Source organism: Caulobacter sp. NIBR2454, from assembly GCF_027474405.1.
In the GTDB taxonomy this organism is placed as follows: Bacteria; Pseudomonadota; Alphaproteobacteria; order Caulobacterales; family Caulobacteraceae; genus Caulobacter.
This window is the reverse complement of the sequence record NZ_CP114871.1, coordinates 1-25109: the sequence shown is the minus strand read 5'-3', so window position 1 is coordinate 25109 and position 25109 is coordinate 1. Positions and strand designations below refer to the sequence as shown.

General features: G+C 67.7%; 21 protein-coding genes. 2 read left to right on the top strand and 19 right to left on the bottom strand.

Annotated features, from left to right (window positions below):
* Window positions 1-75: 75 nt before the first annotated feature.
* The 14 genes from O5K31_RS00105 to murJ all read right to left on the bottom strand — a co-directional run bounded on the left by O5K31_RS00105 (window position 76) and on the right by murJ (window position 11998).
* Window positions 76-522 (bottom strand): helix-turn-helix domain-containing protein, encoded by a 447-nt coding sequence (locus O5K31_RS00105; RefSeq protein ID WP_269715103.1) that lies wholly within the window; start codon window positions 520-522, stop codon window positions 76-78.
* Between the two features lie 38 nt (window positions 523-560).
* Window positions 561-2132 (bottom strand): apolipoprotein N-acyltransferase, encoded by a 1572-nt coding sequence (gene lnt, locus O5K31_RS00100; RefSeq protein ID WP_269715102.1) that lies wholly within the window; start codon window positions 2130-2132, stop codon window positions 561-563.
* 32 nt (window positions 2133-2164) lie between these two features.
* Window positions 2165-3070, bottom strand: a complete 906-nt coding sequence (locus O5K31_RS00095; protein WP_269715101.1) for a hemolysin family protein — start codon at window positions 3068-3070, stop codon at window positions 2165-2167.
* The gene (ybeY, locus tag O5K31_RS00090) at window positions 3063-3539 is read right to left on the bottom strand and encodes an rRNA maturation RNase YbeY (RefSeq protein WP_269715100.1); all 477 of its coding nucleotides are present in this window, start codon (window positions 3537-3539) and stop codon (window positions 3063-3065) included. Before ybeY ends, O5K31_RS00095 begins: the two co-directional genes overlap by 8 nt.
* A complete protein-coding gene (locus O5K31_RS00085) occupies window positions 3536-4477 on the bottom strand; it encodes a PhoH family protein (RefSeq protein ID WP_269715099.1) in 942 nt (313 codons plus the stop codon). The genes ybeY and O5K31_RS00085 overlap by 4 nt, the downstream gene beginning before the upstream one ends.
* A complete protein-coding gene (gene miaB / locus O5K31_RS00080) occupies window positions 4474-5841 on the bottom strand; it encodes a tRNA (N6-isopentenyl adenosine(37)-C2)-methylthiotransferase MiaB (protein ID WP_269715098.1) in 1368 nt (455 codons plus the stop codon). Before miaB ends, O5K31_RS00085 begins: the two co-directional genes overlap by 4 nt.
* Window positions 5842-5902: 61 nt before the next feature.
* Complete coding sequence (locus O5K31_RS00075; protein ID WP_269715097.1) at window positions 5903-6310, bottom strand: Fur family transcriptional regulator; 408 nt, start codon at window positions 6308-6310, stop codon at window positions 5903-5905.
* Between the two features lie 50 nt (window positions 6311-6360).
* The gene (rimI, locus tag O5K31_RS00070) at window positions 6361-6786 is read right to left on the bottom strand and encodes a ribosomal protein S18-alanine N-acetyltransferase (RefSeq protein ID WP_269715096.1); all 426 of its coding nucleotides are present in this window, start codon (window positions 6784-6786) and stop codon (window positions 6361-6363) included.
* Complete coding sequence (tsaB, locus tag O5K31_RS00065) at window positions 6783-7418, bottom strand: tRNA (adenosine(37)-N6)-threonylcarbamoyltransferase complex dimerization subunit type 1 TsaB (protein ID WP_269717110.1); 636 nt, start codon at window positions 7416-7418, stop codon at window positions 6783-6785. Before tsaB ends, rimI begins: the two co-directional genes overlap by 4 nt.
* 47 nt (window positions 7419-7465) lie before the next feature.
* Window positions 7466-8032 (bottom strand): NifU family protein, encoded by a 567-nt coding sequence (locus O5K31_RS00060; protein ID WP_269717108.1) that lies wholly within the window; start codon window positions 8030-8032, stop codon window positions 7466-7468.
* A gap of 39 nt (window positions 8033-8071) precedes the next feature.
* Complete coding sequence (locus tag O5K31_RS00055; RefSeq protein ID WP_269715095.1) at window positions 8072-8629, bottom strand: YbhB/YbcL family Raf kinase inhibitor-like protein; 558 nt, start codon at window positions 8627-8629, stop codon at window positions 8072-8074.
* A 47-nt stretch (window positions 8630-8676) separates the two neighbouring features.
* Window positions 8677-9150 (bottom strand): universal stress protein, encoded by a 474-nt coding sequence (locus tag O5K31_RS00050; RefSeq protein WP_269715094.1) that lies wholly within the window; start codon window positions 9148-9150, stop codon window positions 8677-8679.
* A gap of 55 nt (window positions 9151-9205) precedes the next feature.
* On the bottom strand, window positions 9206-10237 hold the full coding sequence (gene trpS, locus O5K31_RS00045; RefSeq protein WP_269715093.1) for a tryptophan--tRNA ligase: 1032 nt from the start codon (window positions 10235-10237) through the stop codon (window positions 9206-9208).
* A 144-nt stretch (window positions 10238-10381) separates the two neighbouring features.
* Window positions 10382-11998, bottom strand: a complete 1617-nt coding sequence (gene murJ, locus O5K31_RS00040; RefSeq protein WP_442867740.1) for a murein biosynthesis integral membrane protein MurJ — start codon at window positions 11996-11998, stop codon at window positions 10382-10384.
* Window positions 11999-12100: 102 nt separating this feature from the next.
* Between murJ and O5K31_RS00035 the strand changes: the two genes are divergently transcribed.
* Window positions 12101-13885: an SLC13 family permease gene (locus O5K31_RS00035; protein WP_269715092.1), complete on the top strand. Its 1785-nt coding sequence runs from the start codon at window positions 12101-12103 to the stop codon at window positions 13883-13885.
* Here the strand turns inward: O5K31_RS00035 and O5K31_RS00030 are convergent.
* From O5K31_RS00030 to dnaK, 4 genes are all read right to left on the bottom strand, one after another.
* Entirely contained in the window at window positions 13882-16710 is a 2829-nt protein-coding gene (locus O5K31_RS00030) for a [protein-PII] uridylyltransferase (RefSeq protein WP_269715091.1), read from the bottom strand. The two genes, O5K31_RS00035 and O5K31_RS00030, sit on opposite strands and share 4 nt — an antisense overlap.
* 27 nt (window positions 16711-16737) lie before the next feature.
* Window positions 16738-19419 carry a DNA mismatch repair protein MutS gene (gene mutS, locus O5K31_RS00025; RefSeq protein WP_269715090.1) on the bottom strand — a complete coding sequence of 894 codons (2682 nt, stop codon included), beginning with the start codon at window positions 19417-19419 and terminating at the stop codon, window positions 16738-16740.
* 53 nt (window positions 19420-19472) lie between these two features.
* Window positions 19473-20627 carry a molecular chaperone DnaJ gene (gene dnaJ, locus O5K31_RS00020; RefSeq protein ID WP_269715089.1) on the bottom strand — a complete coding sequence of 385 codons (1155 nt, stop codon included), beginning with the start codon at window positions 20625-20627 and terminating at the stop codon, window positions 19473-19475.
* A gap of 195 nt (window positions 20628-20822) precedes the next feature.
* Complete coding sequence (gene dnaK / locus O5K31_RS00015; protein WP_269715088.1) at window positions 20823-22730, bottom strand: molecular chaperone DnaK; 1908 nt, start codon at window positions 22728-22730, stop codon at window positions 20823-20825.
* A 243-nt stretch (window positions 22731-22973) separates the two neighbouring features.
* On the opposite strand from dnaK, the gene O5K31_RS00010 reads away from it, so the two are divergent.
* Window positions 22974-23582 carry an alpha-ketoglutarate-dependent dioxygenase AlkB gene (locus O5K31_RS00010; protein ID WP_269715087.1) on the top strand — a complete coding sequence of 203 codons (609 nt, stop codon included), beginning with the start codon at window positions 22974-22976 and terminating at the stop codon, window positions 23580-23582.
* Between the two features lie 66 nt (window positions 23583-23648).
* On the opposite strand, the gene dnaA is transcribed toward O5K31_RS00010, so the two are convergent.
* On the bottom strand, window positions 23649-25109 hold the full coding sequence (dnaA, locus tag O5K31_RS00005; RefSeq protein ID WP_269715086.1) for a chromosomal replication initiator protein DnaA: 1461 nt from the start codon (window positions 25107-25109) through the stop codon (window positions 23649-23651).

Genomic DNA, 25109 nt, shown 5'->3' with positions numbered 1-25109 from the left:
CTCCAGACGGGACCGTGGAACCCCACGGTGATACTCCCGAACCTATAAAGATAACTTTATGTCCCGCGCAAGGCGTCAGGCGCTGACGATCTCTTCGTCTTCTTCGTCAGCCATGGAGCGGACAAGCTCCAGGATGCGCCGGCGTACGCGGGGGCGGCGGATCTTTGGAAACAGCTCCGCCAACTCCAGACCCTCGGGAGTCATTAGGAAGGTGTTGGCGAACGGATTGGCCGCGGACTCGGCGAAATCGGCGGTGCGCCCTTGGCTCGGATCGGCCAGGTCGTCGAAAAAGAAGGCGACCGGAATCTGCAGGCTGCGAGCGATTTCGTAGAGTTTGGAGGCGCTGACTCGGTTCGCGCCACGCTCATACTTCTGCACTTGCTGGAACGTCAGACCAAGGTCCTCGGCGAGGCGTTCTTGACTGATGCCGAGGGAACGGCGTCGTAGCCTGATCCTTGCGCCGACATGGACGTCGATAGGATTAGGCGACCGTTCAACGTCGCTATTGTCGTCCATTCCCACCCTGACTGATCGACTGTCGCTTTCTTAGCGGTATGCGCTCAAATAACTTTGCTTTTCAAGAGCGCCGCCCTGCGACGGCGCAGGCCAGCTCCAAATGAAGCTAGAATCATAACGCCAAATGGCGCGTCGCCAAGCAGACTGTATACAGTTTTTGGAGCTAAGGCGGGCAGCGCTGCATCTATGACCCCCGTTTCGCCCAATCCAAGGCGCGCATTGGGAACAATCCGACCATAGGCGTCGATCATGGCCGAGACGCCCGTCGGCGTGGCGCGGATCATCGGCGTCCCCGTCTCGATGGCGCGATAGCTGGCCAGGTTCAGATGCTGCAGAGGACCGGAAGTCTGGCCGAACCAGGCATCATTGGAGATGTTGACGATGGCGCGCGGACGACGTGCGTCGTCTCCCGCCTGGATGAAGCCCGGGAATAGGCTCTCGTAACAGATCAGCGGCTGAATCCGGAAAAGCCCGGCCGGCTCCAGCGGCTGCGGCCGGGGACCAGGGGTGAAGCCATCGCCAACCTGAACCATCTGCTTGAGGCCCAGCTTGTCAGCCCAGCTCTCCAGCGGCAGGTATTCGCCGAAAGGCGTCAGCCGGTGCTTGTCGTAGACGCCGGTCACCTCCAGCGCCGTGGTGCGGCGCAAGCTGATCAGGCTGTTGTAGTAGATTGGCCGATCCGGCGTGCCGTCGATCCGATAGGCGCCGAGGATCAGGGCCTGGCCCGGCTGGAGGGCCTTTTCGATGGCCTCGCGGGTCCAGGTTCCGTGCGCCAGATAGGAGTCCGCCGCATCCGGGATGGCCCCTTCAGGCCAGACGATCAGGTCCGGGACGCGCGCGGCCCGCTGGCGGGTCAGGCGAAGGTGCCGGATGACGATGTCGGTGAATACGGCCTCGTCATATTTCACCGACTGCTGGACATCCGCCTGGACGATGCGCACCAAAGGGGCGTCTGCGGCCGTCGGAGCGGCGTGTTTCACACGCCAGCCACCCCAGCCGTAGAGCGCTACGAGGCCGGCGAGCCCTCCGGCCGCGGCGATGCGGCCGCGCGGACCCTCGAAGATGACGGCGAAACTGGCGGCGATGGCGAGCGTGACCCAGGTCAGGCCGTAGGCGCCGAACAGGGCGGCGGCCTGGGACGGATAGGACCCGGCCTCCCAGCTCTGGCCCGGCAGATTCCAGGGGAAGCCTGTCAGGATATGGCCACGTAGCCATTCGGCGGCGGCGAACAGGCCCGCGAACAGCAGCACTCGCCGAGCTCCGGGCGGCGCGAAGCGCCGATAGACGAGCGCGGCGAAACCCCAGAACAGGCCGAGCCCCGACGCCAATAGCGTCGGCGCGAAGGGCGCCATCCACGCCTGGGCGGGATTGACCAGAAAGGCCTCGGCCACCCACCAGATGCTCAGGCCGAAATAGGCCAGGCCGGCGAGCCATCCGCGAAAGAACGCCGACGACAACGGGCTGCTCTGGTCGGCCCCGTCGAGATTGCGCAAAAGCAGCGCATAGCCCAGCAGGCCGGGCAGAATTCCGAACGGAGGGTGCGCCAGGGCCGCGGCGAGCCCGGCGCCCAGAGACAGGATCGCCGACAGCCAGGGCGCGCGCCAGGCCTGCCTCATCCTGGGGGCGACCCCGGCGCGGACCCGCCTGATCATCCGGCGGCGGCCCCCGTGGCCTCGGCGTGTCGGGCGGCGGGGCGGATGCGGACGCGTTTGACCCGGCGGGGGTCGGCGTCGGTGACTTCCAGATCAAAGCCGCCCGGATGGCTGATGACCTCGCCGCGCTGCGGCACGCGGCCCGCGATCGCCGTGACGAGGCCGCCGACGGTGTCGATGTCTTCCTCAAAGTCGGCCGGCGCCAGCTCCTCGACGCCCATGGCGGCCTCCAGATCCTCCAGCATGGCGCGGGCGTCCGCCTCGAACACCCCGCCGGGGCGCTGGACCACACCCGAGGTCTGGGCCTCGTCATGTTCGTCGGCGATGTCGCCGACCACCGCTTCGACCAGATCCTCCATGGTCACCAGACCATCGGCGCCGCCGAATTCGTCGATGACCACGGCCATATGGATGCGGCTGGTCTGCATGCGCAGCAGCAGGTCGGCGGCGCGCATGGACGGCGGCACATAGAGGATGTCGCGGCGCAGCCGGTGCAAGACGGGCTGATCGGGGGTGGGCCGCTTGCTCTCGTCCGCCAGCATCTTGAACACGTCCTTGACGTGAACGAAGCCGACGGGATCGTCGAGCGTGTCGCGATAGATCGGCATCCGCGAATGTTCGGCCTCGATGAAACGGGCGAGCAGTTCGCTGAAGGCGGTGGCGATGTCCACGGCGACGATGTCCGCGCGCGGCGTCATCACGTCTTCAACGCGGAGGGTCTGGAAGGCCTCGGCCTGATCCACCAGGTCGGCGGCGGAGGAATCGTGGGGAGTGGCGGCTTCGGCCCCCCGCATTTCGCGCTCGCCCGACAGCTTGCGGCGCATCTTTCGAAGAAACGCCCGAACCCCCCGGCTTTTACGCGCGGCGGTTTCGGGCGGTTGACTTGGATCGTCGCTAGGCATGGGTCCCTTGGGGGTCGCCGCGCTCGGCATAGGGGTCAGGAACGCCCAGGCCGGCGAGAACTTCGCGCTCCAGGGCCTCCATCTCCTCCGCTTCGGCGTCGGATAGATGATCGTAGCCTACAAGATGAAGCACCCCATGCGCCACAAGGTGTTGCAGGTGGTGCGCCAGCGGCTTGCCCTGCTCGATCGCTTCGCGTTCGCAGACCCCGAAGGCCAGGCAAATGTCGCCCAGGCTGTTTTCGGGGTTCTCGGGCGCGGGGAAGGACAGGACGTTGGTCGGCTGGTCGCGCTCGCGAAAGCGCGCATTGAGCTCATGAACAGCGTCGTCGTTTGTCAGAAGCACCACGCAGCCGCCGGTGTGGCCGGCCTTGGCCAGGGCGGCGAGGGCGGCTTCGAGAACCAGAGCTTCGACTTGCGGCAGGGCCGCCGTCCAGGCGTCGTCCTCGATTTCGACGTCGATGTCGCTCATCGACCGCGCTTTTCGGCGTCGGCGTCGTAGGCCTTGACGATACGCTCCACCAGCGGGTGGCGGACCACGTCCGAGGCGCTGAAGCGCGACACGGCCACGCCCTTGACCCCTTCCAGGATCGCCACGGCATGCGCCAGGCCGGAGTCGCCCGCGTTGAGCAGGTCGATCTGGCTGGGGTCGCCGGTAACCGCCATCTTGGCCCCCTCGCCCAGGCGGGTCAGGACCATCTTCATCTGGAGACGTGACGCGTTCTGCGCCTCATCCACGATGACGAAGGCGTGGCTCAGGGTTCGGCCGCGCATGAAGGCGATGGGCGCGACCTCGATCTCGCCCTTCTCGCGACGCCGCCGCAGCTGGTCGGCGCCCATGATGTCGTTCAGGGCCTCCCAGACAGGGGCCATGTAGGGATCGACCTTTTCGTTCAGGTCGCCGGGCAGGAAGCCAAGGCGCTCGCCAGCCTCCACGGCCGGGCGGGTGACGATGAGGCGATCCACCTCGCCGCGCATCAGCAGGCCGGCGCCATGGGCGACAGCCAGGAAGGTCTTGCCCGTGCCGGCTGGGCCCAGCCCGAACACCAGGTCGAAGCGACCCAGGGCGTCTAGATAGTTGGCCTGGGCGGCGGTCTTGGCCGCCACCATGCCGCGTCGAGACCCGGATGGAGAACGCGCGTCGCCGCCGGCGCGGACCTGACCGATGGCGGCGCGCACATCAGCCTCCCCAACCTCCACGCCGCTCTCGGCCCGGGCGGCGATCAGGCCGATGGCGGCCTGGGCCTGGCGGCGGGACTTGGCGTCGCCGTTGATCGACACGCCGCCGCCGGGGGTTTCGATCAGGACCCGGAAGGCATCTTCGATGAGGGCGGCGTGACGGCTCGACGGGCCGGAGACGGCGCGCTGGGCGACGTCGGAAAGGGCGGTGAATTCAGGCGTCTTGCTCACGCAGGCTCCAAAACGGGCGCCAGAACGCCCGCAAGGCTGTTCTTGGAGGCGCCGGTGATCTTCACAGGAACGATCTGTCCGATCAGCTGTTCCGGCCCCTCGCAGTGGACACCGTTCAGATAGGGGCTGCGGCCGACGATCTGGCCAAGGTGACGGCCCTTGCGCTCGAACAGGACGGGTACGGTGCGGCCGACCACCCGGTTGTTGAAGCCGATGGTCTGCTCGTCGAGCAGGGCCAGAAGGCGGGCCAGCCGCTCCTCCTTGACCTCTTCCGCCACCTGGCCCGGCATGGCGGAGGCGGGGGTTCCGGGACGCTTGGAATATTTGAACGAGAAGGCCGCCGCGTAGCGGACCTCGCGGATCAGGTTCAGGGTCGCCTCGAAATCGCCGTCCCGCTCGCCGGGGAAGCCGACGATGAAATCGCCGCTCATGGCGATGTCCGGTCGCGCGGCGCGGATTTTCTCGACCAGGCGAAGATAGCTTTCGGCCGTATGGGCGCGGTTCATGGCCTTGAGGATCTTGTCCGACCCGGACTGCACGGGCAGGTGCAGGTAGGGCATCAGCTCGGGAAGCTCGCCGTGCGCCTCGATGAGCGCCTCGTCCATGTCGGCCGGGTGGCTTGTAGTGTAGCGGATCCGGTCCAGGCCATCGATCTTGGCCAGGCGGCGCACAAGATTGGCCAGCCCGCCCTCATAGGCGTTGACGTTCTGGCCCAGCAGGGTGACCTCGCGCACGCCCTTGTCGGCCAGGCCCTGGGCCTCGGCGACGATCGTGTCCATCGGACGGGACCATTCGCCACCGCGCGTATAGGGCACCACGCAGAAGGTGCAGAACTTGTCGCAGCCTTCCTGCACGGTGAGGAAGGCGGTCACGCCGGTCACATGGCGTTCGGCGGGCAGGGCGTCGAACTTCTCATCCGCCGCGAAATCGGCCGACAACCGCTCGCCGCTGTGGCGGTGGGCGCGGGCGATCAGTTCGGGCAACTGGTGATAGGCCTGGGGCCCGACCACCAGATCCACCGCCGGCTGGCGATGCATGATCTCCTTGCCCTCGGCTTGGGCGACGCACCCCGCCACGGCGATGGTCATCTGGCCGCCGGCCTCGGCCTTGCGGTTCTTCATCAGCTTGATCTGACCAAGCTCGGAATAGACCTTTTCCGTGGCCTTCTCGCGGATGTGGCAGGTGTTCAGCACCACCAGGTCCGCGCCTTCCGGATCATCGACCATGCCGTAGCCGAGCGGGCGCAGGACATCAGCCATGCGTTCGCTGTCGTAGACGTTCATCTGGCAGCCGTAGGTCTTGATGAAGAGGCGCTTCAGGGGCGCGCCCTCGACCGCGGCTTGGGCGGTGGTCGTGTCGGTCATCGCGGCGTTATGGGGTTGTGGACAACCTGATGCAAGGTCGTGGCGGCCACACCCGGCGCGATCATTCGTCCAGCGGCATGCCGTAGAGTTCGAGCCGGTGGTCGATCAGCTTGTAGCCAAGCTTGCGGGCGATCGCCTGCTGCAGGGCTTCGATCTCCTCGTCCACGAACTCGACGACCTTGCCGGTCTTCATGTCGATCAGGTGGTCGTGGTGGTGATCGGGGCGCTCTTCATAGCGCGAGCGACCGTCACGGAAGTCGTGGCGCTCGATGATGCCGCTTTCTTCGAACAGGCGGACGGTGCGGTAGACCGTGGCGATCGAGATGTGCGGATCGATGGCGTGGGCGCGGCGGTGCAGCTCCTCGACATCGGGATGGTCTTCGGCCGACGACAGCACCCGCGCGATGACGCGCCGCTGGTCGGTCATCCGCATGCCTTTTTCGGCGCAAAGCTTTTCGAGGCGGTCCAAGGGGCTGTCTCCAGGTCTTGTGCGTCGCCGCCAACATAGGCGGAGGACGATCAGGTGTTAAGCGCGCGACGCATGACGAGGGCGTCCACTTCGCCGTCGGGTCGGTGATAATAGCCGCGCCGACGTCCGACTTGCTCGAAACCGGCCGTTTCGTAAAGGCCGAGCGCGGCAAGATTGTCGATGGCGACTTCCAGAAAAAGGCTCGCCGCGCCCTGGCCCTGGGCTGCTGACGCCGCCGCCTGTACGAGCCGGCGGCCCAGTCCGGCGCGCCGCGCGGCCGGATCGACGGCGATGGTCAGGATTTCGGCCTCGTCGGCCGCGGTGCGCCAGAGGATGAAGCCCTGGCCCTCCTCGATCAGTCCGTCGCTGCCGCTGGCAAGTAGGTCGGCCAGCTCCGCCTGCGGCCAGGGCGCCTCGAAGGCCGCCCGGTGCAAGGCGGCCAGTTCAGCGCTGTCGGAGGCGAGGGCGGCCCTCATGCGTCGGGCAGGGTGGCGTAGGGTGGGCGCAGGTATAGTGGCTTGGGCGGCGCGGCGGCGGGGTCGGCCAGAGCCCCGAGCCGCGCGACCGAGGCGGGATCGGGCGCGGGCAGGGGCTCGGCGCGCGAAATGGCCAGACGATCGGCCAGCAGAGCCGCGCCTGAACCAATCAGGGTGACAGGCCGCTCCCCAAACACACGATGCGCCGCCGTCAGCGCTTCTTCAGCTGTCTCGGCGGTGGGGTCAGTCAGGGCTTGACCGCCATCGAAGGCGCGCCAGTAGACCTGACCCTTGCGAGCGTCGATCACGGCGATCCGCGGCCCTTCCTGTCCCTCGGCCAGGGCGTCGAGAGTTCCGACGCCGATGCAGGGGATGTCGAGCGCCGTCGCGAGGCCCTTGGCGAAGGCCAGGCCGACGCGCAGGCCGGTGAATGAGCCGGGGCCGACCGTGACGGCGATGCGGTCCAAGCGTGCGAAGGGAAGGTCCGTCTGGGCCATCACCTCGCGCACCATGCCGCCCAGGACCTCCTGGTGCCCGCGGGTCATGGGTTCGGTGCGGCTCGCCAGGATTTGGCCGTCGTCGATGACGGCGGCGGCGCAGGCTGCCAGGCAGGTGTCGATGGACAGGACGATCACGTCCCGCACCTAGACGATATGAGCCGTCGGCTCAAACCGGAACGTCAGAGGACCTGTTCGACGCGGGTCACTTCGGGGACGTAGTGCTTGAGCATGTTTTCGACGCCGGACTTCAGCGTGGCCGATGACGAGGGGCAGCCCGAGCACGCGCCGCGCATGTGCAGGTACACAGCGCCGGTATCGGGCTCGAACCGGGAAAAGACGATGTCGCCGCCATCCTGGGCGACGGCCGGGCGGATGCGGGTGTCGAGCAAATCCTTGATCTCGGCGACGATCTGGGCGGTTTCGCCCTCATATACGCCTTCGTCATGACCGACGGCTTCGGCGTCCGTCAGCAGCGGGCGGCTGGAGGTGAAGTGATCCATCACCGACGCCAGGATCGGGGCCTTCAGGTGAGGCCATTCGGATTCCGCCGCCTTGGTCACGGTCAGGAAGTCGGGACCGAAGAACACGCGGACCACATCGCCCAGGTCGAACAGGGCGGTCGCCAGGGGCGAGACCTGCGCTTCTTCCGGCGTGCGGAATTCGCGCGTGCCTTCGCCGAGCACTTCACGGCCGGGGAGGAACTTCAGGACGTCCGGGTTGGGCGTGGCTTCGGTCTGAATGAACATGCGCCACAGATGGCGCTGCATCGGCCCAAAGGCAAGGGATCAGGCGCGCTCGTAGATTCCGGTCAGCCGCCCCTTGGCCAATACCTTGCCTTCCATCGCCTTCAGAACCGCCTTGCGGCCGGGGGTTCCGGTCAGAGCCAGGGGCTCGGACAGGGCGAAGAACTGGAAGACATAGCGATGAGGCCCGTGGCCGGTGGGTGGGTCCGGCGGCAGGTAGTCGGACCGCATATAGGCGTTCTTGCCGGTCTGGACGTCGTCGGTGGAGATGGCGTCGGCGGCCAGATGACCGTTGGCCGGCAGGTTCCAGGCGATGGCGTGGACCAGCGGGTCGGGCGTCGGCGCGTCAGGATCCTCGACCATCAGCACCACGTCGGCCGTGCCGTCCGGCGCGCCAGACCACGTCAAGGAGGGAGACTTGCCCTCGCCGTCGGCCGTGAACGGCGCCAGCAGCCGCGCGCCGTCTTGAAAATCACCGCTGGAGACCTTCAGCGTCTCCGGCGCGCCATCGAAAGGGTCGAGGAAGTAGGCGATCTTCATCTCGCCGGCGCGGGCATAGCGCAGCAGGTCGCCGATGAAGCGGGGAATCTTCTCGAGCATGGCGGGTCTCCTTGCGCGCGATCAACGCGCCGCAGGGTCGGCCGTTGCTAAGCTAGATCGACGATTTCGTCGTCGGTCAGGTCGCCGGGCACCACCGTGACCGGGATCTTGCGCGAGCCAAAGCCCACCCCGTCCTTGGCGATGGAGGCGACCAGGGCGCCGGGCCCCCGTCCGCCGGCCGCCGCGGCCAGGACTAGGACCTTGATCTCCGGATCGGCGGCGATCACCGCGCGAATAGCCGCCTTGGTGTTCTCGGCATGCTTGATCAGGAATTCGGGCGCCTCGCCGGTTTCGGCGACTACCTGTTCGGCCAGCTTTTGCAGCACGGCCTCGGCCTCGACCCGCTCCTGGCGTTCGATCTCCTCGCGCACGCCGGACCAGTGCTCGAACACCGCCGGCTCGATCACGCGCAGCAGGGCCACATGGCCGCCCGTGGAGCGGGCGCGGCGACAGGCGTAGCGCAGGGCCGCGGCGAACTCTTCGCTGTCGTCGGCGATGACCAGGAATTTGCGTCGGCTCATGGGCCGAAGGTGACCGAGGCCGCCGCAACGCGCAAGCGGCCCCGATTTCAGCCCCTCAAAGCTTGAGGAAGCCGACCAGCTTCTTGGTTTCGGCCACCACCGGATCGGCGATGGCGCGGGCGCGCTCGGCGCCGTCCTTGAGGACCGCGTCGATCTGGGCCGGATCGGCCATCAGTTCACGCATGCGCGCGCCGATGGGGCTCATCTTCTCGACCGCCAGCTCGGCCAGGGCCGGCTTGAATGTGCCGAAACCCTTGCCACCGAATTCCGCGATCACCTGATCCTTGGTCTGGCCGGACAAGGCCGCATAAATATCGACCAGGTTCTTGGCCTCGGGTCGGCCAGCCAGACCTTCGAGCGTCTCGGGCAGAGGCTCGGGATCGGTCTTGGCGCGGCGGATCTTATTGGCGATGGCGTCTGCGTCATCCATCAGGTTGATGCGTGAAGCGTCCGACGGATCGGACTTGCTCATCTTGGCCGCGCCGTCGCGCAGCGACATGACCCGGGTCGCCGGCCCCTCGATGACGGGCTCGGTGACGGGGAAGAAGCCCGGCGCGTTGAAGTCGTTGTTGAACTTCTGGGCGATGTCGCGGGTCAGCTCCAGATGCTGCTTCTGGTCCTCGCCCACCGGCACGTGGGTGGCCTTGTAGAGCAGGATGTCGGCGGCTTGGAGCACCGGATAGGTGTAGAGGCCGACGCTGGAGCGTTCCTTGTGCTTGCCGCTCTTTTCCTTGAACTGGGTCATGCGATCGAGCCAGCCGAGGCGGGCGACGCAGTTGAAGATCCAGGCCAGCTCGGCGTGTGCGGGCACGGCCGATTGCGGGAAGATGGTGGCCTTCTTCGGATCAAGCCCCGCGGCGATATAGGCGGCGGCGATCTCGCGGGTCTGGGCGGCTAGTACGGCCGGATCCTGCCACACGGTGATGGCGTGCATGTCGGCCACGAAGATGAACGGCTTTTCGTCCTGGATGTCGACGAAACGCTTCAGGGCGCCGAGATAGTTGCCCAGGTGCAGGGCGCCCGAGGCCTGGATGCCGGACAGGATGCGTTTTGGGCCGGTGTAAGGGGCCGGAGCTTGGTCGGTCATGGGAGTGCGCTTCTTTGAAAGATCGGAACGTGCGGCGTCGGGCCCGCGAGCGGGCTCTCAGGAGCAGCGCCATCGCCACGTGTCGCGTCCGGTCAGAACCATGGCCCGCTGGATAGAAGACGGGAGGCGCCGCGGCAAGCGCCGTCAGGTCTTGCGACGCCTAAGGACGGCCTTGGCCTCGGCGGGTGTGACGCCGCCAAAGGCGAACAGCAGCACCGGATAAAGCGCCCCGCCGACCATGCAGACGGCCAGGATGGCGATCTCCTTGCTCCCGAACGGCAGGATCGAGAGGGGGTCCTCGATCAGCGGTCTAAAATGCGACGCCAGGCCAAGCAGCGCGCCGAGCAGCAGGCTAGCGAGCGCCACGCGGATGACCTTGCTCACCGCCCGCTTGCTCGGCCGATAGTCGCCGCGCCGGGCCAGGGTGGCGATCATCTGCACCACCGTCAGCCAGGCGGCGAAGCTGGTCGCGGCGGCGATGCCTGGGATGCCGATGATCTGAAAGAGGACCAGCCCCAGGACGATATTCACCGCCACCGAGATCAAGGCGAACCGCATGGGCGCCTTGGTGTCCTGGCGCGCGAAGAACACCGGCGACAGCACGCGGGCCAGAACGAAGGCCGGCACGCCCCAGCCGTAGTGCAGCAAGGCCGCCGCCGTGGCGCGGGCGTCCACAAGCGTGAATTCGCCCCGGGTGAAAAGAGCGTCGATCAGGAAGAATGGCATGGCCGAAAGCGCCGCCGCGGCCGGGAGGGTCAGGGCCAGGGAGAAGACGATGGCCTGGTCGGTGGCCGTCTGAGCCTCCTCCGCGTCGCCGGCCTGCACCGCCTGGGAAAGGCGCGGCAGCAGGGCCACGCCCACGGCCACGCCCACCAGGCCGAGCGGCAGCTGATAGAGGCGGTCGGCCACGGCCAGCCAGGAGCGGCCGCCGGGCACGAAGCTGGCCATGATGCTGGAGATGAAGATGTTGATCTGGGTGGCGCTGGCGGCGATGGCGCCCGGGATGGCCAGGGCCACCAGGGTCTTGACCTCCGGCGTCAAGCGCGGCCAGCGCAGCCGGATGTCCGCCCCGGCCTTGCGCGCACCCCACCACAGGACCCCGGCCTGCAGAACACCGGCCGCCAGCACCGCCCAAGCCGAGGCCCAAGCGCCGGCGATCGGGTTGGTCTGCGGCCAGACGGCGGCCAGCATCACGATGTTGAGCAGGATCGGAAAGGCGCCGGAGACGATGAACCGCCCTCGGGCGTTCAGAACCCCCGAGAGCAAGGCCCCGATGGCCATGCAGGGCAGGTAGGGCATGCTGATCTGGGTGAGGGTGACCGCCAGCTTGAACTTCACAGGATCGTCGGCATAGCCGGGATTGATGGCGTACATCAGCCAGGGCATGGCCAGCTGAGCCGCCAGGGTCAGCAGGATAGTCGCCGCCGCGAGCGAAGCCAGGGCGTCCGACGCGATGCGGTCGGCCTCAGCCTCGCCCTGTCCCTTCAGGGTCCTGGCGTAGGCGGGCACGAAGGCCGCCGCGAACGCGCCCTCGGCGAAGATGCGCCGGAACAGGTTCGGGAACGACAGCATGGTGTTGTAGACGTCGGCCGCCGGCGTCGCGCTGGCGCCCAGGCGGGCGGTGATCACCAGATCGCGGGCCAGCCCCATGAACCGGCTGACCAGAGTCAGGCCCGAATAGATCATAGAGGAGCGGATCATGCCGCCGCCGCGACGCTTGGCGGGCGGAGTGGGCGCGTCGGTCGGGGCGGGCTCGGTCACATTCGGCTTCTGCGCCCGACCTCGAAAGCGGTCAAGGGAGCCTTTAGCGCCGGCTCGCGTTCAGCTTGACCGCATGTTCGCGGCCGGGGCGTCCGACGGACCATGACCTTACCGCAAATCCTCGCCTTCTCCCTGGTCGGGGTGACCATTCTGGCCTTCATCTGGGGTCGCTGGCGCTATGACCTGGTGGCGCTGGGCGCCCTTGCGGCTGGCGTGGCCATCGGAGTGGTGCCCGCCGAGAAGGCCTTTGAAGGCTTTTCCAACGACATCGTCATCATCATCGGCAGCGCCCTGGTGGTCAGCGCGGCCATCGCTCGCTCAGGCCTGATCGAGATGATCATGCGGCCCCTGCTGCCGCACCTGAAGACGGAGCGCACTCAGGTCCCGGTTCTGGCCGGCGCGACGACGCTGCTGTCGATGATGACCAAGAACGTCGGCGCCCTGGCCATCCTGATGCCGTCGGCCTTGGCCACGGCCAAGCGCACCGGCTCATCCCCGGCCCGGTTGCTGATGCCGATGTCCTTCGGTTCGCTGGTCGGCGGGCTCGCCATCCTGGTCGGCACTTCGCCCAACATCATCGTCTCAGGCGTGCGTCAGGAGGCCACCGGCGAGCCGTTCGGCATGTATGATTTCACGCCGGTTGGGGCGTGCCTGGCGGTGCTAGCGCTGACCTATCTGACCCTGGCCTACCGCATCCTGCCCAAGGACCGTCAGGGCACGGTCAGTCTCGACGCGGCCCTGGCCGCGAACGCCTATGTCACCGAGGCGCAAGCGCCGGAGGACTGGGTTCTCGGCAGCCTGCGGGTGAGCACGCTCAATACGATCGGCGAAGGGGACGTGACCCTGGTCGCGCTGATGCGAAAGGGAAAGCGAAAGGCTAACCCGCACCCCAACACCAAGATTCTGCCCGGCGACATCCTTCTCCTGGAAGGCGAGCCGCAGTCGCTCGATGACGTCATCGTCAAGGCCAAGCTGCGCCTGACCCGCTCGGACCGCCCCGTGGCCATGAGCGAACCCACCGACGAGGTGAGGGTCGTCGAGGCGATCATCGGCGCCGACAGTCCCCTGATCGCCTCTACGGCGCGCAACCTGGCGCTGCACGAGGAGTTTGGGGTCAATCTTCTGGGCGTCAGCCGGGGCGGCTACCGGACGACCCAGCGGCTCGAGACGGTGCGCCTGCGGTCGGGCGATGTTCTGGTGCTGCAGGGATCGGAGCGCAACCTGCCCGCCGCTCTGCAGGCCCTGGGCTGCCTGCCCTTGGCCGAGCGGGAGGTGCGGCTGGGCGGCATTCGTCATGTCTTCACCCCGGCCGCCATTCTGGCGGTCGCCATGGTGCTGGTGGCCTTTGGCGTGGTTCCGGTGGCGATGGCGTTCTTCGGTGCGGCGGTGCTGATTGTCGCCATGGGTTCGCTGCGTATGCGCGAGGCCTACGCCGCACTGGACGCCCCAGTTCTGATCCTGATCGCCGCCCTGATCCCGGTGAGCGACTCCATCCAGGCGACCGGCGGCGCTGATCTGATCGGAGGGTGGCTGTCGGCCTTCTTCCAGGACATGCCGGCCATGGTCGCCTTGGCGGCGATGATGATGGTGGCCATGGCCGCCACGCCGTTCCTGAACAATGCGGCCACCGTGCTGATCGCCGCGCCCATCGGCATGAGCCTGGCCCAGCGCCTGGGCCTCAGCCCCGACCCTTTTTTGATGGCGGTCGCGGTCGGGGCGGGTTGTGATTTCCTCACCCCCATCGGCCACCAGTGCAACACCCTGATCCTGGGGCCGGGGGGCTACAAGTTCGGGGATTACGCCCGGCTGGGCGCGCCGCTTTCCATTCTGGTGGTGGCGATCGGCACGCCCCTGATCGCATTCTTCTGGCCCTTGACCGGCGGCTAGCGTGCGACGCTGGCCCTGGCGCGTTGCAGGCGCCCGGTCTTGGCGGCGGCCTCGCCCTCTTCCAGCACCGACATCAGGGCGGTCTTGAGGGCGGCGCGGCGGCGGCTGTCCTTGATTTTCTCGCCCTCTGCGGTCTGGACGTAGAAGGCGTCGACCGCCCGCTCGCCATAGCCGTCGATGTGGGCCGACTGGATCGACAGTTCGGCTTCTGAAAGCGTACGAGCCAGGGCCTCAAGCAGGCCCGCGCGGTCCCGGCCCGAGGCCTCGACCACCGTAGCGTCTTCCGACGCCTCGTTGTCGATGGCCACGCTGGGCGCAATCGCGAAGGCGGCCGTGCGGCCGAGGTCCAGACTGCGGCGCGGTTCAAGCTGACTGGGCTCGCCGCGACCGGCGCTTTCCAAGGCCTCGACCATGCGATGCAGGGCGCGCGGGTTGTCGCAGCCATAGGGCGCGCCGGCGGTGTCCTGCACATGAAAGACGTCCAGCGCGAGACCTTGGCGCGAGGTGAAGACCCGCGCTCCGACCACATTTGCGCCCAGACCCGCCAAGGCCAGGGCGAGATCGGCGAACAGGCCCCGCCGATCCTGGGCGGCGATCACGATCTCGGCGGCGTTGCGGTCCGTGCGGATGCGCGCTTCCGCCGCCGCGCCGCCGTGCAGGGCCGCGCGGCGTGACAGGGCGGCGTGCGTCAACAGCTCTTCCGGCGGGAAGGCGCTGAAATAGGCGTCTTCCATGGCGGCGGCCCAACCGCTTGCGGCGGGATCTGTTTGCGCCAGCATGGCGCGGGCGTCCTGGGCCACGGCGGTGTGGTGGCGGCGCGCGGCGCCGGCCGGGTCGGAGCCCCGGCCACCCCGGAAGGTGGCTTCAGTGGCCCCGTAAAGCTCGCGCAGCAACTGGCCCTTCCACCCATTCCACACACCCGGACCCACGGCCCGGATGTCGGCCACGGTCAGCACCAGCAGCAGCCTCAGGCGCTCGGGATTTTCCACGATGCGCGCGAAGGAAGCCACGGTCTGGGGGTCGGCCACGTCGCGCTTCTGGGCGTAGTCACTCATCACCAGGTGGTGTTCGACCAGCCAGGCGACCAGTTCGACCTTGCTGCGCTCCACGCCCAGCCGCTCGCATGCGGAGCGGGCGGCGCGGGCGCCGGCCTTTTCCTGGCCGCCGACCCCGCCCTTGCCGGTATCGTGCAGCAGCATGGCGAGGAACAGGGACTCGCGGTCGTCGATCAGGGGCATGATCGACGCCGAGAGGGGGTGATCGTCCGCCAGGCGCCCTTCGGCCAGGTCGCCGATCACGCCGATGGCCCGCAGGGTGTGCTCGTCCACCGTGTACGAGTGGTACATGTTGAACTGCATCTGGCCGACCACGCGGCCAAATTCCGGCACGAAGCGGCCGAGAACCCCGGAGTCGTTCATCAGGGTCAGGGTCGTGTAGGCGCGCTTGCCTCGCGCCAGCACCGACAGGAACGCCTCGGCCGCCGCCGGGTCACGCCGTACCTTCGAGGTGATCAAGGGCAGACAGCGGGTCAGGGCGGTGAAGGCGTCGGGATGGATGTCCAGATCGCGCTCGTCGGCGATCTTGAACAGGCGGATCATGTCGACAGGGTCGCGTTCGAACACTTCACGTCCGTCCACGTTCAGGCGGCCGCCCTCCTCGTGGAAGCCGGGGCGATCGAGCGCTTTGCGCTTGGGACGGCCGGCGGGAAGGAAGCGCGAAAGGCCCTTGGGCTCGCGCTTGAACTGCTCGGCTTCCAGCTTGGCCGAGAAGGCGCGAGTGAGGGCCCCGACCTCCTTGGCGATCAGGAAGTAGCGGCGCATGAAGCGCTCGACCGCCGGCGTGCTGCCGTTGGGTCCCGCGCGGTCGCCATAGCCCATGCGCCGCGCGACCTCTGGCTGCAGGTCGAAGGTCAGGCGCTCTTCCGGCCGGCCCGTGGCGAAGTGCAGGTGGGCGCGGACCGCATGCAGGAAGTCGAAGGCGCGGACGAAGGCGCGGACCTCGCGGCGGTCGAAGATGGCGAGACGAAACACCTCGTCGGGATTATCGACCGGATAGATGTATTCGGCGATCCACATCAGGGTGTGCAGGTCGCGCAGCCCGCCCTTGCCCTCCTTGATGTTGGGTTCGACCATGTAGCGCGACAGGCCGGCCTTGTGCTGGCGATCGTCGCGCTCCTTGAGCTTGGCGGCGACGAAGGCGGCGCTGGTGCCCTTCATCACTTCATCGCGGAAGCGGCGCTTCAGCTCCTCGGCCAGGGCCTCGTCGCCGGTCAGGCGACGGGCTTCCAGGATCGAGGTGCGGATCGTGTAGTCCTCGCGCGACAGACGCACGCATTCATCGATGGTGCGCGAGGCGTGGCCGACCTTGAAGCCCAGATCCCACAGGGCGTAGAGCATGAACTCGATGACGCTCTCGGTGTGAGCGGTCTGCTTGTAGGGGCGCAGGAACAGCAGATCGAGGTCGGAGAACGGGGCCAGGACGCCCCGGCCATAGCCGCCGACCGCCATCAGGGCCAGACGCTCGCCCTCGGTGGGATTGCGGGCCCGGAAGATGTGGACGGTGGTGAAGTCGTAGAGGGCGGTGACCACCTCGTCGGTGACGCCGCAGAGCAGGCGGGCGGTCTCGACGCCGCCGGCGCCGTTCTCCAGCCGTTCCTTGACGATCATCCGGCCCCGAAACAGCGCGCCCTTGAGAATCTCGATAGCCCGACGGCGCTGCTCGGCCTGATCGCCCACGGCCTCCAGGGCGGCGGCGGACAGGCGTGTACGCAGGGCCGCGCCATCGACGACGTGTTCCAGACGGGTGGGGCGCAGGCGAGGTGGCATGTCGGCCTATATGGCGACGGTCGCCGGTTAAATTAAGGTTCGCAAACGGTAGAGAGCGTCGAGCGCCTCGCGAGGGCTCATTCCATCGACATCCAGTTCGGCCATCGCCTTTTCCATCGGCGAAGGACCGGTGCGGACCGGTTCGGGCGCCGTGGCCGCAAACAGCGGCAGGTCGTCGAGCCTCGCCGGGGCGTGGGCTTCGGATTCAAGACGCTCCAGCACATCGCGGGCGCGGGCGACCACGGGGGCGGGCACGCCCGCCAGCCGGGCCACATGCACGCCATAGGAGCGATCAGCCGGACCGGACGCCACCTCGTGCAGGAAGACCAGTTCGCCGTTCCATTCCTTAGCCCGCAAGGACAGGTTGGAGATATGGGCCAGCCGCCCCTCAAGGGTCGCCAACTCGTGATAGTGGGTGGCGAAAAGGCCCCGGCAGCGGTTCACGTCATGCAGGGCCTCGGCGCAGGCCCAGGCGATGGCCAGGCCGTCATAGGTGGCGGTGCCCCGGCCGATCTCGTCGAGGATGACGAAGGACCGCGGCGTGGCCTGGGTCAGGATGGCGGCGGTCTCGACCATCTCGGCCATGAAGGTCGAGCGGCCTCGAGCCAGATCGTCGCCAGCGCCCACACGGCTGAACAGACGGTCGACGACTCCAAGCTTCAGGCTCTTGGCCGGTACGTACGAGCCTGCCTGGGCCAGGATCGCCAGCAGGGCGTTCTGACGCAGGAAGGTCGATTTACCGGCCATGTTCGGCCCGGTGACGATGGAAAGCCGCGCCCCGGCCTCGCCCGCTGCGTCCAGGCGGCAGTCGTTGGGGGTGTAGGCCTCTCCCGCGCGCTTGACCGCCGCCTCGACCACCGGGTGGCGAGCGGCGCAGGCTTCGAAACAAAGGGAGCGGTCCACGACGGGACGGCAGGCTTGGGCGTCCTCGGCCCACTCGGCCAGGCCCGCGGCCACGTCCAACCGCGCCAGGGCGTCGGCGGCCGCTGCGATCGGTCCCGCCAGGAGCCGGGCCTCTTCGCGCCAGGTCTCGAAGGCGTCGATCTCGATCGCCTGGGCCCGTTCCCCCGCGGCGGCGATGCGGGCGTCCAGATCGGCCAGCTCCACGGTGGTGAAGCGCACCTGATTGGCCATGGTCTGGCGGTGGATGAAGGTGGCGTTCAGCGGCGGCTGGAACAGGGGGTCGGCCTTGCCGGCCGCGGCCTCGACAAAATAGCCGAGCACGCCGTTGTGCTTGATCTTCAAGGCTACGCCGCTGTCGGATGCCAGCTTCTGCTCCAGGCCAGCGATCACCCGACGGCTGTCGTCGCGTAGGGCGCGAGCCTGATCGAGTTCTGGGCGGACATTGGCGGCGACGAAGCCCCCGTCGCGGGCCTGGGCCGGAAGGTCCGCGCTCAGTCCGACCTCCAGAGTCTGCAGGAAGTTGGACAGGTCGGGGTTCAGCGATGGCGTCAACGCCAGGAGCGCGGTCTCGATCTCGGCGGGCGCGCCGGCGATGGGGGCCGGTTCGCGGGCCACATGGGCGATCATGCGTTCGCCGGTCTTAAGCGCGTCACGCAGGCACCCCAGATCCCGCGGGCCGCCGCGGCCCAGGGCCAGGCGCGACAGGGCTCGAGCGATGTCGCCGGCGCCTTTCAGCTCTTCGCGCAGACGCTCGCGCAGGGCGCGGCGCTCCAGCAGCCAGGACACCGCGTCCAGCCGCGCCTCGATGGCCAGGGGGTCGAGCAGAGGGCGCGAAAGCCGCGCCGCCAGCAGGCGCACGCCGCCGGCCGTGACCGTGCGGTCGATGGCGGCCAGCAGGGAGCCGTCGCGGGAGCCCGACTGAGTGCGGTCGATCTCCAGGCTGGAGCGGGTGGCCGGATCGATGGCCATAACATCGCTCTCGGCCGCGCGGCGCGGAGCGGAAAGGGCGGGCAGGCGGCCGGCCTGGGTGACTTCCAGGTGGGCGGCGATCAGGCCGAGCGCCGCGACTTCCGCGCCAGAAAGGCCGCCAAAGCCGTCCAGGGTATCGACGCCGTAGAGCCGCTTGACCCGCGCCTCCGAAGCCGACGGCTCCACCAGGGCCGAGGGCATGGGCTGCACCAGACCCGGCGCGCCCTTAAGGGCGGCCGACAGCGCCTCGTCGGCGAACAGGCGGTCGGGGACCAGGACTTCGGATGGCGACAGGGCGGCGAGAGCCGAAGCGATCGCGCCCACGCCCACGGCCCAGCATTCGACCTCGCCCGTGGACAGCTCCACCGCCGCGACGGCGGCTTGCCCCGCGCGCACGGCTACGGCGGCCAGTCGGTTGGCGCCCCGCGCGTCCAGCAGGCCGTCTTCGGTCAGGGTGCCAGGGGTGACAACGCGCACCAGATCACGGTGGACCACGGACTTCGAGCCGCGCTTGCGGGCCTCGGCCGGGTCCTCCATCTGCTCGCACAGGGCGACCTTGAAGCCGGCGCGGACCAGCTTGGCCAGATAGGCTTCGGCCGCATGGACCGGCACGCCGGCCATGGGGATCGGCTGGCCGCCATGGTTGCCCCGGAAGGTCTGGGCGATGCCCAGGGCGGCGGCGGCCTTGATCGCGTCGTCGAAGAACAGTTCGTAGAAGTCGCCCATGCGGAAGAAGACCAGCGCGTCAGGCTGACGGGCCTTCATCTCGAAGAACTGCGCCATAACGGGCGTCGCGCCGGCGGCGTCGGGCAGGGCTGAGGAAGTCGGGGCGTTCATCGCCCCCAAAGCTACAGAGCGTCGGGCGGTTCGTTAAGAGGCGAGCCGAGTTTTCAGCCGCCCGTCACGCCTTCCCAGAAGGACTTGGCCTTGCCCATGAAGTTGGCGGCCTTGGGATGCTGCTTCTCGCCGCAGGAACCGGCCAGTTCGCGCATCAGCTCTTTCTGGCGGGCGGTCAGGTGGGTCGGGGTCTCGATGAACAGCTCGACCACCAGATCGCCACGTTCCCGCGAGCGCAGGGAGGGCATGCCCTTACCCTTCAGGCGCACGGTCTTGCCGGTCTGGGCGCCCTCGGGGACCTTGACCGTGATCTTGCACTCGCCGTCGCAGGACTCGCCGCCCATCAGGCAGGGCGCCTCGATCTCGCCGCCCAAGGCCGCGGCGCACATGGGCACGGGCACGGTGCAGTGCAGGTCTAGGCCGTCGCGCTCGAACAGCTCATGCGGGGCCACGGACAGGAAGATGTAGAGGTCGCCGCGCGGCGCGCCTTGCGAGCCCGCGTCGCCCTCGCCGGCCAGACGAATGCGGGCGCCATCGTCGACGCCGGCTGGGATGCGCACCTGCAGAGTGCGTTCGCGGCGGACGTGGCCAGCCCCGTGGCAAGTCTTGCAGGGATCTAGGATCAGCTTGCCGGCGCCGCCGCAGCGCGGGCAGGTGCGTTCGATGGCGAAGAAGCCCTGCTGGGCGCGGACCCGCCCGACGCCGCCGCAGGAGCCGCAGACGGTCGGCGTGGTGCCGGCCTTGGCGCCCGAGCCGTCGCAGGTCTCGCAGGTCATGGCGGAAGGGACGACGATCTCGACCTCGGCGCCGGCATAGGCCTGCTCGAGGGTGATCTCCAGATCGTAGCGCAGATCCTGGCCACGTTGCGGGCCTGAAGGACCACGGCGATTGCGGCCGAACATTTCGCCAAAGGCGTCTCCGAACACTTCGGAGAAGATGTCGTTCATGTCGGCGAAGCCGGCTCCGCCGCCGCCAGGCCCGCCCTGGCCGTTGACGCCGGCATGACCGAAGCGGTCATAGGCGGCGCGCTTTTGCGGGTCCGACAGGACCGAATAGGCTTCGTTGATCTCCTTGAACCGCGTCTCGGCGTCACCGCAGCCCCCGTTGCGATCGGGGTGATGCTCCATGGCGAGCTTGCGGAAAGCCGATTTCAGGGCGGCGTCGTCCGCGCCCCGGTTCACGCCCAGAATCTCGTAATAGTCGCGCATCGTCTGCGTCAGGCTTTCAAGGGATCAGGTTGTCTTGGAGGTGGTGCGGCTCCCGCCCGCCCGCAAGGTTTGAAACCTTGTTGCGGGCGGGAGCGCATTTTCCGCGAAGGCGGCGGCGACGGTCCCCGGACAAAGCAATGCCTTGCTCCGAGGGGGTGGCGCCATGGGGCGCGTTGTCACGCCGCTTCGTCAGGGTCAGGCCGACTTCTTGTCGTCGTCGCTGACTTCTTCGAACTCGGCGTCGACGACGCCGTCGTCGGCCGGGGCCGCTTCGTCTTCAGAGCCGGCTTCGCCACCCGCCTGGGACTTGTACATGGCCTCGCCCAGCTTCATCGAAGCCTGGATCAGGGCCTGCGACTTGGTGTTGATCGCCTCGGCGTCGTCACCTTCCAGAGCGGTCTTGGCTTCGGCCAGGGCCGTTTCGATCGCGGCCTTTTCTTCAGCCGTGACCTTGTCGCCGTGCTCGGCCAGAGCCTTCTCGGTGGAGTGGACCACCGCGTCGGCCTGGTTCCGGGCCTCGATGACGGCCTTGCGCTTCTCGTCTTCGGCCTTGTTGGCTTCTGCTTCGCGCACCATCCGTTCGATGTCGGCGTCCGACAGGCCGCCATTGGCCTGGATGCGGATCGACTGCTCCTTGGACGTGGCCTTGTCCTTGGCGCCGACGTTCACGATGCCGTTGGCGTCGATGTCGAAGGTCACCTCGATCTGCGGCACGCCGCGCGGGGACGGCGGAATGCCGACCAGATCGAACTGACCCAGGATCTTGTTGTCCGCGGCCATGGGGCGTTCGCCCTGGAAGACACGGATGGTCACGGCGCTTTGGTTGTCGTCGGCCGTGGAGAAGGTCTGCGAGCGCTTGGTCGGGATGGTGGTGTTGCGCTCGATCAGCGGGGTGAACACGCCGCCCAGGGTTTCGATGCCCAGGGTGAGCGGGGTCACGTCCAGCAGCAGCACGTCCTTGACGTCGCCCTGCAGCACGCCGGCCTGCACCGCGGCGCCTAGCGCCACGACTTCGTCCGGGTTCACGCCCTTGTGCGGCTCACGGCCGAAGAAGTCCTGCACCGCCTGCTGGACCTTGGGCATGCGGGTCATGCCGCCGACCAGGACCACTTCGTCGATGTCGCTCTTCTTGAGGCCGGCGTCTTTCAGGGCCTGTTCGCAGGGCGCGATGGTCTTGGCGATCAGATCGTCGACCAGGGCTTCCAGCTTGGCGCGCGACAGCTTGACGTTCAGGTGCAGCGGACCCGAGGCGTTCATGCTGATGAAGGGCAGGTTCACCTCGTACTGGGCGACGCTCGACAGCTCTTTCTTGGCCTTTTCAGCCTCTTCCTTGAGACGCTGCAGGGCGAGCTTGTCCTGGCGCAGGTCGACGCCCTGCTCCTTTTTGAACTCGTCGGCCAGATAGTCGACGATCCGAAGGTCGAAGTCCTCACCGCCGAGGAAGGTGTCGCCGTTGGTCGACTTCACCTCGAAGACGCCGTCGCCGATCTCCAGGATCGAGACGTCGAAGGTGCCGCCGCCGAGGTCGTAGACGGCGATCTTCTTGCCGTCGTTCTTCTCCAGGCCATAGGCCAGGGCCGCCGCGGTCGGTTCGTTGATGATGCGCAGAACTTCCAGGCCGGCGATCTTGCCGGCGTCCTTGGTCGCCTGACGCTGGGCGTCGTTGAAATAGGCCGGAACGGTGATGACCGCCTTCTCGACCTTTTCGCCCAGGTGGGCCTCGGCGGCCTCCTTCATCTTCTGAAGGATGAAGGCGCTCACTTCCTGCGGGGAATAATCCTTGCCGTGAGCCTTAACCCACGCGTCGCCGGTCGGGCCCTTGACGATCTCATAGGGCACCATGCCCTTGTCCTTGGCCACCACGGGGTCGGCGAAGTTGCGGCCGATCAGGCGCTTGATCGCGAACAGGGTGTTGGACGGGTTGGTGACGGCCTGGCGCTTGGCGGGCTGGCCGACCAGGCGCTCGCCGTCTTCCAGGATGCCGACGACCGACGGCGTGGTGCGGGCGCCTTCGGCGTTTTCGATCACCTTGGGCGTTTTGCCGTCCATGATGGCCACACACGAATTGGTGGTGCCCAGGTCGATGCCGATAATCTTGCTCATGGCGAGTTCTTTTCTCCTGACAGGCGGACGGTGGCGGCAAGGGCCTCAAAGGTGAGCGCCCCGGTTTTTCTCGACCGTCCCCGTAATATCAGTCTCCGGTGGGTGGGCCTGCTGATGCAGGCCCGACTACGTCAGCGTCGCTCATATGTCCATGGACGACGCCGTGAGGCCGGATATGGGAAAGGCGTACGCAGCCGCAAGAGGAAAGTCCCTTTTGATCGCAGGGACTTAGGTAATTCGTAAATGCAAGACCCTTCCGGCTTCGGATTTCATCCCGCCCGCCTCGACCGCCCCGCCCAGGAAGCGCTTGCGGCGCAGGTGCTCGCCGCCCTGGAGGCGGCGCCGCTGTATCGCCCCGTAACCCCTGGCGGCAAGGCTATGAGCGTGCGGATGAGCAATATGGGGCCCTTGGGCTGGGTCACCGACCGCGAGGGCGGCTATCGCTATCAGGCCAGCCACCCTGTGACCGGCGCGCCCTGGCCGGCCATTCCGCCTGTCCTGCTGGATTTATGGCGTGACCTGGCCGATCCGGAGGTCGCGCCCGATGCCTGCCTGATCAACCTCTACCGCGAAGGGGCGAAGATGAGCCTGCATCAGGATCGGGACGAGGCCGATTTCCGCTTTCCAGTACTGTCCCTGTCGTTGGGCGACACCGCCGTATTTCGTATCGGCGGCCCCAAGCGTGGCGACGCGACGCGGTCGCTGAAGCTTTCGTCCGGGGACGTCTGCGTCCTGGCGGGGGAGGCGCGATTATTCTTTCATGGCGTCGATCGAGTGCTGGAGGGCTCCTCGACCCTTATTCCGGGCGGCGGGCGCATCAATCTGACCCTGAGGCGGGCGAGGCCGGCCTAGAGGACAGCGCTGAACGAGAAAGGGCGGACCTCGCGGCCCGCCCCTAAAGATCGAATTTTTAGCCAATCAGCCGCGCAGCTTGCGCGAGATGGTCTCTAGATCACGTGACAGAGCCGGATCCTCCGCCCGCAGGGCCTCGATACGGCGGACAGCGTGCAAGACCGTGGTGTGGTCGCGCCCGCCGAAGCGACGTCCGATATCGGGCAGCGACCGGGTGGTCAGCTGTTTGGCGAGCCACATGGCCGCCTGGCGAGGCCGGGCGATGGAGCGGTTGCGGCGCTCGGAGATCAGATCGGCCTGCTTGAGGCCAAAATGCTCGGATGTCGCCTTCTGGATGTCGTCGATGGTGATCCGCTTCTCGCCGCCACGCAGGTGGGGGCGCAGGATCGCCTGGGCTTCGTCCAGCGACAGCCGCGAGACGCCGTCGCCCAGACGGGCCACCAGGGTGTTGAGGGCGCCTTCCAGCTCCCGCACGCTGTCGGTGAAGCGGTCGGCCAGGAAGGTCAGCACTTCGGGCTTGGCCTTGGCCGCCACGCCCTGCTGGCGGGTCAGGCTGTCGAGCTTGCGCTCCAGGATGCCGAGGCGAAGATTGCGGTCAGCCGGCTCGATGCCGCAGACCAGACCCGCGGACAGGTGGCTGCGCAGGCGGGCGTCGACTTCGGTCAGGGCGCTGGGAGGACGGTCGGCGCTGAACACCACCCGGCGGCCATCCTCCATGAGGGCGGTCAGGGTGTGGAACAGCTCCTCCTGCGTCGATTGCTTGCCGCCCACGAAGTGAACGTCGTCGATCAGCAGCAGATCGGCCGCGCGCAGCTCTTCCTTGAAGGCGGTGGTGGTGCGGTCCATCACGGCGCGCACGAAGGACGACAGGAAACGCTCGGCGGTCAGATAGACCACGCGCTTCTCAGGAGCCGTGCGCATGGCCTCCCAGGCCAGGGCGTTCAGCAGGTGGGTCTTTCCGAAGCCATAGGGGCCGTGGAACACCACCGGATTGAAGTGGCCGTCTGACCAGGAGGCGACGCGGCGCGCCACGGCGTGGGCGAACTCGTTGGCCGGGCCGGGTACGAAGGTGTCGAAGGTGAAGCGTTCCTGCAACCCGGCCTGCTTGGACTTGGCGCTGGGCAGAGGCGCCACCGACGGGGCGTCGGTGGACACGGGCAGGGCGATTTCGATGACGGTTTCGATGGAGGCCTTTTGGCCGGCGGGGGCCGAGGCGTCGAACTCCGAGCGCGATTTCAGATTCAGGGAACGGCTTTGCGGGTCGCTCAGCGCCCACAGTTCGCCGATCCGACGCCAGGCGTTCCGGCGGACCCAGTCGCGGGCCACGCCAGTCGGGGTCACCAAGACCAGTTCGCCGCCGGCGGTTTCGCGCAACGCGGCTTGAGCCAGATAGGAACCGAACGCGTCGTCGCCCAGCTCACGCTGCAGGGCCTGCGAGGTCTTGGCCCAAAGAAGGGCGATGGGCGTCGTCGCAGGGGTCACTGCTGCGGTCGCCGCTGCCGAACCCGTAAAAGCCTTGTTGGTCAT

Bases quoted from the DNA above. Each gene is read 5' to 3' on its own strand.
- rimI (WP_269715096.1), bottom strand. From the start codon at position 6,786: ATGAGGGCCGCCCTCGCCTCCGACAGCGCTGAACTGGCCGCCTTGCAC.
- mutS (WP_269715090.1), bottom strand. From the start codon at position 19,419: ATGAACGCCCCGACTTCCTCAGCCCTGCCCGACGCCGCCGGCGCGACG.
- O5K31_RS00055 (WP_269715095.1), bottom strand. From the start codon at position 8,629: ATGCTCGAGAAGATTCCCCGCTTCATCGGCGACCTGCTGCGCTATGCC.
- O5K31_RS00030 (WP_269715091.1), bottom strand. From the start codon at position 16,710: ATGCCACCTCGCCTGCGCCCCACCCGTCTGGAACACGTCGTCGATGGC.
- miaB (WP_269715098.1), bottom strand. From the start codon at position 5,841: ATGACCGACACGACCACCGCCCAAGCCGCGGTCGAGGGCGCGCCCCTG.
- O5K31_RS00050 (WP_269715094.1), bottom strand. From the start codon at position 9,150: ATGAGCCGACGCAAATTCCTGGTCATCGCCGACGACAGCGAAGAGTTC.
- trpS (WP_269715093.1), bottom strand. From the start codon at position 10,237: ATGACCGACCAAGCTCCGGCCCCTTACACCGGCCCAAAACGCATCCTG.
- O5K31_RS00010 (WP_269715087.1), top strand. From the start codon at position 22,974: ATGCAAGACCCTTCCGGCTTCGGATTTCATCCCGCCCGCCTCGACCGC.
- O5K31_RS00095 (WP_269715101.1), bottom strand. From the start codon at position 3,070: ATGCCTAGCGACGATCCAAGTCAACCGCCCGAAACCGCCGCGCGTAAA.
- ybeY (WP_269715100.1), bottom strand. From the start codon at position 3,539: ATGAGCGACATCGACGTCGAAATCGAGGACGACGCCTGGACGGCGGCC.
- O5K31_RS00035 (WP_269715092.1), top strand. From the start codon at position 12,101: ATGACCTTACCGCAAATCCTCGCCTTCTCCCTGGTCGGGGTGACCATT.
- O5K31_RS00060 (WP_269717108.1), bottom strand. From the start codon at position 8,032: ATGTTCATTCAGACCGAAGCCACGCCCAACCCGGACGTCCTGAAGTTC.
- dnaK (WP_269715088.1), bottom strand. From the start codon at position 22,730: ATGAGCAAGATTATCGGCATCGACCTGGGCACCACCAATTCGTGTGTG.
- dnaA (WP_269715086.1), bottom strand. From the start codon at position 25,109: ATGACCAACAAGGCTTTTACGGGTTCGGCAGCGGCGACCGCAGCAGTG.
- lnt (WP_269715102.1), bottom strand. From the start codon at position 2,132: ATGAGGCAGGCCTGGCGCGCGCCCTGGCTGTCGGCGATCCTGTCTCTG.
- dnaJ (WP_269715089.1), bottom strand. From the start codon at position 20,627: ATGCGCGACTATTACGAGATTCTGGGCGTGAACCGGGGCGCGGACGAC.